Origin of the sequence: uncultured Campylobacter sp., assembly GCF_938045405.1 — a bacterium.
GTDB lineage: Bacteria > Campylobacterota > Campylobacteria > Campylobacterales > Campylobacteraceae > Campylobacter_B.
Genome location: NZ_CALIMW010000142.1, coordinates 1 through 8,288, shown reverse-complemented (window position 1 = coordinate 8,288; position 8,288 = coordinate 1). Strand labels below are relative to the sequence as shown.

Here is an 8,288-nt window from a genome sequence, read left to right as displayed (position 1 = left end):
TTAGCAGCGCAGGCTATCTATACACCGATAAATTCTTAGCTGCGCTCATCAAAGATCCGATCATGGCTCTTAAGCTAGATCAGAAATTTGGCGATGAAAAACCTTTTCCGATGCCTGGATTTTTCGGTATAGGCGGTGATCTAAATCAAGAGATCGCCGATATCGTAGCCTATCTAAAGTCGCTAGCTCCTAGCGAGGATAAACTAATCGCCTCTGAGGCTGCTGCTAGCGGCATCAAACAAGGCACCGAACTAGACGAAGCGCAGAAAAAATTCCTTTTAAGCAAGGCAGTTTTTGAGGATGCTTGTCTAAGATGCCACGACGTCAAATATGATAAGCTCTTTGCATCCAGCGACAAGGCTAGCTTGACTGCGTATATGGGCTCGACGCCTCCTGATCTTTCGATGATGATCCGTTCTAAGGGCGCCAACTATCTGCACGAGTTTATCAATGATACGCAAAAGAAGCTTCCAGGCACTTCGATGCCGCGCGTAGGCTTGAACGAAAACGCTGAAGCCAAGGTCGTGGAATATCTAGCTGACGTAGGCGATAGCAAAAAATCGCAGCGTGAAGCTACGACCATAAATATTATGATATATTTCTTGATCCTTTCTGTTTTTGCAGGTCTTTGGAAAAGCAAAATTTGGTCGAAACTTCATTAAAATTTTAGCAGTCGGAGTAAAATCCGACTGCCTTTTAAAATTCCGCCATATCCTAAATTCTATTAAATTCCATCTATCAAAAAGCTCTTACAATTGAGAATTTAGCCGCTTTCGTGCTTTATGATAACCGCTTTTTTTATTACTTTTTAAGATTTTTCTACATATAATTGTTACTTAATTTTGAAATTTAATGTATAAATTTAACTTAAGAAGGTTCAGATGAAATTTTTTAAATTTGCGATTTTGGCTCTTATTTTTCCATTTTGCATGTTGCTGGCGCAGACCGATTATCGCGCCGAAGCGGCGGCGATTAAAGAAAAATTTGCCCAGGCGGTTAAATTTTATGTAGACGGCAATAACTCGGAGGCCAGAAAGATAACCCAAGAGGCGTATTTCGGGCATTTTGAAAATTTAGAAGCCGGCATTCGCATAAATTTAAGTCAGAAAAAATCCTACGATATGGAGAAGCAATTCGGCGATATCCGTAAAGCGATCAAAGCTGAAAAGCCTCTAAATGAGATCCAAGCAATGATCGATAATCTAAATCGCGAGATTGACGAGGTTCTGCCTGTGATTGAATCTGGTCATCGTCTCGTAGCCGAGTATCAAGACGGAGGCGATGGCAGCACTTCTGCGCCAGCCTCAGGCGGGAATTCCGCAGCATCCAGTACGACCTCGCCGTGGATGAGCGTCTATACGGAATTTAAAGCTGAGCTGGATAACGCTAAAGCTGCGTTTGATAAGAAAGACACTGCTGCGCTAAAAGCTGCGCTAAATCGCGCTAAATTTGATATCTACCGCAACGAACGTCTAGAGGAGGCAGTGCGAAAATATGTCTCATCTCAGACCGATCAATCAATCCAGCAAATTATCGGAAATCTCTTGCGCGAGGATGCAGATACGGACAAATCAAAATTTGACGAAGCGATAAACGCCCTAGATAATCTAGCATTAAAAGCCGTAAATGATTTGCCGCAAGAAAGCTACTCCATAGCGCCGCAGACTGCGTTAGCACAAAGCGATACTAGCGAAGATGAGGGCAAGGATTTTACGCCGATTGTGCAAAATATCAAGGATAAGATGGCTAAGGTTTTGCAGCTTTACGAGAGCGGCAAGGTTGATGATGCGATCGACGAGAGCGGTAATATCTACTTTGATGAATACGAAGAGAGCGGCATGGAGAATATCGTCGGTGCTAAAAATACTCAGCTTAAGCTAGACACCGAAGCAAGCTTTAATAAAATTTCGGCTCTTATGCGCGCGGGTGCTTCCAAAGAGCAGATTGTAGCGGCGCAAAACAAGCTATTTGATCAGCTTACCCAAAGCCTAGAGCTAACGAAGAAATCAAGCAATTGGGATCTATTCTTATACGCGTTTATCATCATCTTGCGCGAAGGATTTGAAGCGCTCATTATCGTAGCCGCAGTTATTGCGCTGCTTATAAAATCAGGCAACTCAAAGCACCTAAATATCGTTTACAGCGCTCTTGGCGTCGCGGTTGTGCTAAGTATCGCTACGGCTTACGGGCTGAATTATATCTTTGGTAGCGAAAATGCAGGACAAACGCGCGAAGTGATGGAGGGCGCGGTGATGTTAATCGCCGTGGTGCTGCTATTTTACGTGGGCTTTTGGCTTCTTTCAAATGCAAGCTCCAAAAAGTGGAGCGCCTATATCCAAGGTCAAATTTCAAACAGCCTAAGCTCGGGCGATAGCAAGATGCTTTGGTGGACGGTATTTTTAGCGGTTTATCGCGAGGGCGCAGAGACGGTGCTATTTTATCTAGCACTACTTTTCGATGCTAAAAGTCCGGCAGCTACCAGCATGGTAGCAGCAGGCTTTGTAGCGGGTCTAGCGGCTCTTATCATAGTTTATATCGTCATCAAAAAATTCTCGCTTAAAATCGCTATCAAGCCATTTTTCATCGCTACGTCAGTCATTATCTTTTATATGTCCGTCGTATTTGTGGGTAAGGGCGTGATGGAGCTAGTCGAGGGCAAGGTATTCGTGCCTACGGTGATAGACGGGCTTCCTACGATTACGTGGATCGGATTTTATCCTTACGTCCAGAGCCTCGTGCCGCAAGCGGTGATGATCGTACTTCTAATCGTAGGAATTTTAATCTTAAAAAATAAGCAAAAAAACAAATCTTAATAAGGAGAGAAAAGATGAAAAAGATTTTTTCAGGTATGTTGGCACTAAGCCTAGCCTCTGTTATAGCAATGGCGGGAGAGCATCCGATCGGAGAGCCTATCGAGCAAAATGGAATGGAGATCGCCGCAGTTTATCTTCAGCCTATCGATATGGAGCCTAAAGGCATCGATCTAGCTCCTAGCAAGGCGGACATCCACCTTGAGGCGGATATCCACGCCATCAAAGGCAACGCAAACGGATTTGGCGAGGGCGAGTGGATCCCTTACCTAAAGATCGCTTACGTGCTTAAAAACCTAGATACCGGCAAGATTCAAAAGGGAAATTTCATGCCGATGGTAGCTAGCGACGGCCCTCACTACGGCGCCAATATCAAGATGGTAAACGGTGTAGGCAACTACGAGCTAACCTATAACATCGAAAATCCAAGCGCCAACGGATTCGGCCGCCACGCAGATAAAGCGACCGGCGTAGGCAAATGGTGGGAACCGTTCTCGGTTAAATACACCTTCCAATACACAGGCGCTCCTAAAGAGTAAATCGTAGCAGGCTCCGCCGAGTCCGTTTTGGCGGAGCTCTAGCGGTATTGGGTTTAGCCGCACGCTTTAAATTTAAGGCGGTTACTTTAGGCCCGTTTAAATTTGCCATTACGCCGCAGCCAAAGCGTATCGTTTTTGCTTTAATGCGTTTAAGCTTACGAATCTTTTAGTTGCGGCAAAATTTTAAAATTAGCACGTCGCGAGGGTGAGACAAAACCAAAGCAATAGCGAGGCGAAATTTCTCTTTGCGGGCGGCTCTATTGCTGCAAATTTTTTGCAAGCGGATTTGAAATTTTAAAATTTACAAAATGGCGTAGGTTTTAAAATTTTAAAATTTAAGCAATTATAGGCGATTTACGCGCATTAGACTCGATGAGGATTTTTAATGACGATATTTTTTTATCACGTTAGCTTGGCTCTATTTCCGCTCGCGTTTTTAAGCGCGTATCTGGGCGGCAGGCGCTTTATCAGCGCATCGTTTTTGCCCGCGCTTTTGGGAGCTGCATTCGGGGCGCTGTGCTTTAGCGCATTTGCGCGCTCGGCAAACGCCGATACGGGCAAGATCGTATTTGATGCGCTCGCACTTTTAGCGCTGCTCGCGCTACTGTTTGCGTTTAGGCTTAAGCGATTCTATCTAACCGCTATAGTTATTTTTGCTCTTGGTTGCGCGTATGGATTTGAATACCGCTTCATAGGGATGAATTTTAAAATTTTCTCCGGCGAGCTACTGGATAGCTTCAGCCTAATCAACCTCTTTATGGCTGTTTTAGGTGCGCTGGCGCTCATTTTATTCTATTTTATTTATCGCTCAGCTCTAGCGCGTGCGAGCAGGGGCGCAAAGCTAGCGTCGTTCGCTCTTGCGTGGGCGTTTGCCTTTATTGCTAAAATCGGCTTTTTAGGCCTTGATCTGCGCCAGGCAGACGCGCCCGAAGCTCTAGCTGCGAAGGGTTTTGAAGGGCTTTCAAACGCGATCGGCTCGTCCGAGTTTCTAAGCGTCATCGCTAAAATCATCCATTACAACAACTCCTATCTGACGCTAGCTCTTTGCCTTATAGCCGCGCTAATTGCGCTACTTACGGCATTTCGTGCGCCAAGTCGAGTGCCTCGCGAAGCGGACATTATAAAATTTAGAGAGGTTAAGGCGGGCAGATTCGCCATTTTTAGAGATTTTAGCCTGATCTTATCGCTTGGGGTTTTAATCAGCTTTTTGGGGCTTTATTATATCTTGGTCGCTTCAAAACCGCCTACGATCGATGAGCCTAAGATCATCGAGCCGCAAGGCGCGGAATTCATAATCGATGCAAACATCGTAAAGGACGGCAAACTGCACCGCTTTGCCTACGTCACCGACGACGGGCACAAGGTCAGGTTTTTTCTACTAAACCGCTTCACGGACAAATTTGCCCCGGTCGCGGTTTTTGACGCGTGCTCGATCTGCGGCGATATGGGCTATATCAAAAAAGGCGACGAGCTCATCTGCATCGCTTGCAACGTGCGTATCTTTTTGCCGAGCGTCGGCAAGCTTGGTGGCTGCAATCCGATCCCGCTGGATTATAAGCTAGAGGGGCAAAATATCGTCATCGCGCTTAAGACAATCGAAGATGGCGCGTCCTATTTCTCAGAGATTGTGGATAAAAAGGTGATCGATCCGGTGAGTAGAAAAGAAATTTTAAACACCTCTAAATTTAGCTATCTTTACTACGGACGCACCTACTTTTTCGAAAGCGAAGCGAATGCAAACGCCTTCACTGCGCACCCCGAGCGCTATGTAGATGAAAACGGCACGCTAAAGGAGCTTAAATAATGTTTTTACGCATCATCAAATCCTCCATTTTAAACTCCAGGGATAGCAAAATTTTAGCGTTTTTGACGATATTTTTATCGGTCTCGCTGATCGCTTGCATGCTAAATATCACGCTAAAAATCGGCGATCAGGTCGCTAAGGAGCTACGCAGCTACGGCTCAAATATCGTAGTGCTACCGCGCTCGCAAAGCCTAAGTATCGAGATCGGTGGGCGCGAATACTCTCCGCTTAAAAACGATGATTTTTTAAAAGAGAGCGAGCTGCATAAGATCAAAGAAATTTTTTGGCGCAACAATATCACCGCCTTTGCGCCTTTTTTAACTACCCGCGCGGGAGATTACGACGTCGTGGGAACCTACTTTGAAAGGGACGTGGGCGTTAGCGACGAGCCTGATTTCAGATCGGGCGTGCGCTCGCTCTATCCGTTTTGGAGCGTAGAGGGGCAGTGGGTAAAAGACGGCGCCGAGAATGAGGTGCTCGCAGGAGACGGGCTTGGGCTAAAGATCGGCGATACGGTTAAGCTTGGAGATTATGAGGTTAAGGTCGTTGGGATTTTGCACGGCGCGGAGGATGAAGCCAAAAAGCTGATCGCAAATTTATCGCTAGTGCAAAAGCTAACGCACAAAGAGGGCCTCATCGCCAAGGCAGAAGTTAGCGCCATGACGATCCCCGAAGACGATCTGTCCGTAAAGGCAAGAAGGAGTCTCGATAACCTGGACGCCACAGAATACGACACATGGTATTGCTCAGCATACGTTAGCTCCATCGCATATCAGATCACCGAGGAGTATCCAAACGCAAGCGCCAAGGCGGTGCTTAGCGTCAGCGAAGCTCAAAGCGGCATCACGAAAAAAATTCAAAATTTAATGGGTGTCGTAAGTATTCTATCTCTACTGATTTCAAGCATCTGCATCACGAGCCTATTAAGCAGCGAAATTTACAAGCGCAAAAAGGAGATCGGCTTGCTTAAGGCGCTGGGAGCGAGCAATTTTATGATCTATATCCAGTTCGCCGCCGAAATTTTTGTCATCTGCGTAGCAAGCTCGCTCGTGGGCGCAGTTGTGGGCTACGCGCTTAGCTGGGCGATCGCGTATCAAATTTTTGGCTCATTCATCGGCGTGTCGCTTATGGTCTTTCCGCTTAGCATCGTCTTTGGACTTCTTATTTGCATTATCGGCTCGATCTTGCCGCTACGCGGAGTGATCAAGCTACTGCCTGCGGAGGTGCTTTATGGTAGGAAATAACGGCGCATTTTTTAGAGGCGCGATCTTTAAAAGTATCATCAACAGCGGCATTCGCAGCTTCGTGATTTTCGTCGCGATCATGCTAGGCAGCGCAGTTTGCGCGGCGTTCGTAAATATCTACGCCGACATCGATAAAAAGGTCGCCAGCGAGTTAAACAGCTACGGCGCAAATTTAATCGTAAGCCCTGCGAATTTAGAAAATTCCCATATGGACGAAGCGGCGCTCGATGCGAAATTTGCCAAAATTCCAGCTCTAAAAAGCGCGAATAAATATCTTTTCGGTAGCGCAAATTTAGGCGTAAACTCAGGCATCATCATGGGAGTAAATTTCTCCTCTCTGCGCGATACGATGCCGTTTTTGGATCTCAAAGAGGGCTCGTTTATCGGCGTGGATTTCGACGATAAAAACGCGCTCATCGGGCAGGATCTCGCCAAACTTTTGGGCGCGAAGCTCGGCGATAGTATCGAGATCACGCCGATCGGCTCAAACGAAACGAGCAAGGTAAAGATAAAAGGCATCGTCTATGACGGGCAGAAAGAGGACGGTATGCTGCTAATATCGCTGCCGCTAGCGCAAAAAATTTTAAATCAGCCTGCGCAGGTAAATTACGCCGAAGCGATCGTAAGCGGCGATTTTAAGCAGCTTAGCGAAATTTCAAAAAGCCTGAGCGATGCGCAGATGAGCTTCGCGCCGATCGGCAAGGTATCCAAGACCCAGGGCATCATCTTAAACAAAATCAAGCTTTTGATGCTTCTTATCGGCATTACGATCCTTCTGATCACCTCGGTCTGCATCAACACGAGCCTTAGCTCGATCCTGCTTTCGCGCATCAAAGAGTTTGCGCTCATCCGCGCAATCGGCGCGAGCAAACAAAATTTGCTCCACCTGATCCTGAGCGAAATTTTAACCGTCTGCGTCGCAGGCTCGCTAGCTGGAGTATTCGTGGGATACCTGCTCGCGATCTTACTGGGGCATCTGATATTTTCAAGCAGCGTGGATTTTAGGCTGATTAGCCTCTTTGCGGCGGTCGCGCTGAGCCTGATTTTTGCGCTCGCGGCAAGCTACTATCCGATCAAAAAGGCGCTGAATCCGAATTTAGCGAATCTATTAAGGGAATGACATGGAAATTTTAAAATTTGAAGGCATCTGCAAATACTTCGGCGAGGTTAAGGCGCTCGATAATATCAGCTTCGACGTTTTAAGCGGCGAGTGGGTCAGCATAATGGGCCCAAGCGGCAGCGGCAAGAGCACGCTCGTAAATATCCTAAGCCTGATGGACACCCCCACCGCGGGCAGATATATCCTAGGCGGAGCCGACGCGAGCGCGCTAAACGACGAGCAAATTTTAGAATTTCGCCGCAAAAAGATCGGCCTCGTGTTTCAGCAGTTTCACTTAATCCCCTATCTAACGGCCGTCGAAAACGTAATGCTGAATCAGTACTACCACAGCTGCGTGGACGAGGACAGCGCCAAGGCGGCGCTTGAGAAAGTAGGGCTCGGGCACCGCATCACGCACCGCCCTAGCGAGCTTAGCGGCGGCGAGCAGCAGCGTGTCTGCATCGCGCGTGCACTCATCAATGATCCCGACATCATCATCGCGGATGAACCTACGGGCAACCTCGACGAGGCCAACGAACGCGTGGTTTTGCAGCTTTTTCAGACGCTTCGCAGCGAGGGCAAGACGCTGCTTTTGGTCACACACAACGAAGAGCTCGGCAAATTTGCCGACAAAGTGGTGCGCCTAAGACACGGCAAGCTCGATCGAATAGAGCTTTTGGATCAAAGCACGATGAAGCATCATTTGGGCTCGCAGGATGAAATTTCAGATCGCGATCCAAACAAAAGCGCTTCGCAAAGCTCTAGCGCCGAAGCTGCGAGCGAGCAAAATTC

At 47.2% G+C, this 8,288-nt stretch carries 5 protein-coding genes and 2 pseudogenes; all 7 read left to right on the top strand.

The features are described 5' to 3' along the window. Positions 1-662, top strand: a pseudogene (locus Q0140_RS05600) (cytochrome C); the annotation flags it as partial. 219 nt (positions 663-881) lie between these two features. Further along, positions 882-2,813 carry an FTR1 family protein gene (locus tag Q0140_RS05595; RefSeq protein ID WP_297962668.1) on the top strand — a complete coding sequence of 644 codons (1,932 nt, stop codon included), beginning with the start codon at positions 882-884 and terminating at the stop codon, positions 2,811-2,813. A 14-nt stretch (positions 2,814-2,827) separates the two neighbouring features. Next, positions 2,828-3,349: an iron transporter gene (locus tag Q0140_RS05590; RefSeq protein WP_005869331.1), complete on the top strand. Its 522-nt coding sequence runs from the start codon at positions 2,828-2,830 to the stop codon at positions 3,347-3,349. Between the two features lie 385 nt (positions 3,350-3,734). Beyond that, positions 3,735-5,153 (top strand): Fe-S-containing protein, encoded by a 1,419-nt coding sequence (locus Q0140_RS05585; protein ID WP_297962666.1) that lies wholly within the window; start codon positions 3,735-3,737, stop codon positions 5,151-5,153. Then, a complete protein-coding gene (locus Q0140_RS05580; protein ID WP_297962664.1) occupies positions 5,153-6,397 on the top strand; it encodes an ABC transporter permease in 1,245 nt (414 codons plus the stop codon). The genes Q0140_RS05585 and Q0140_RS05580 overlap by 1 nt, the downstream gene beginning before the upstream one ends. Then, positions 6,384-7,517, top strand: coding sequence for an FtsX-like permease family protein (locus Q0140_RS05575; protein WP_005869323.1), 1,134 nt, complete (start codon positions 6,384-6,386; stop codon positions 7,515-7,517). Before Q0140_RS05580 ends, Q0140_RS05575 begins: the two co-directional genes overlap by 14 nt. Before the next feature lies 1 nt (position 7,518). Beyond that, positions 7,519-8,157, top strand: a pseudogene (locus Q0140_RS05570) (ABC transporter ATP-binding protein); the annotation flags it as partial. Positions 8,158-8,288 lie beyond the last annotated feature (131 nt).

What these genes read in the sequence shown, in the direction of transcription:
- Q0140_RS05585 (WP_297962666.1), top strand. Translation starts at nt 3,735, where the DNA reads ATGACGATATTTTTTTATCACGTTAGCTTGGCTCTATTTCCGCTCGCG.
- Q0140_RS05590 (WP_005869331.1), top strand. Translation starts at nt 2,828, where the DNA reads ATGAAAAAGATTTTTTCAGGTATGTTGGCACTAAGCCTAGCCTCTGTT.
- Q0140_RS05575 (WP_005869323.1), top strand. Translation starts at nt 6,384, where the DNA reads ATGGTAGGAAATAACGGCGCATTTTTTAGAGGCGCGATCTTTAAAAGT.
- Q0140_RS05595 (WP_297962668.1), top strand. Translation starts at nt 882, where the DNA reads ATGAAATTTTTTAAATTTGCGATTTTGGCTCTTATTTTTCCATTTTGC.
- Q0140_RS05580 (WP_297962664.1), top strand. Translation starts at nt 5,153, where the DNA reads ATGTTTTTACGCATCATCAAATCCTCCATTTTAAACTCCAGGGATAGC.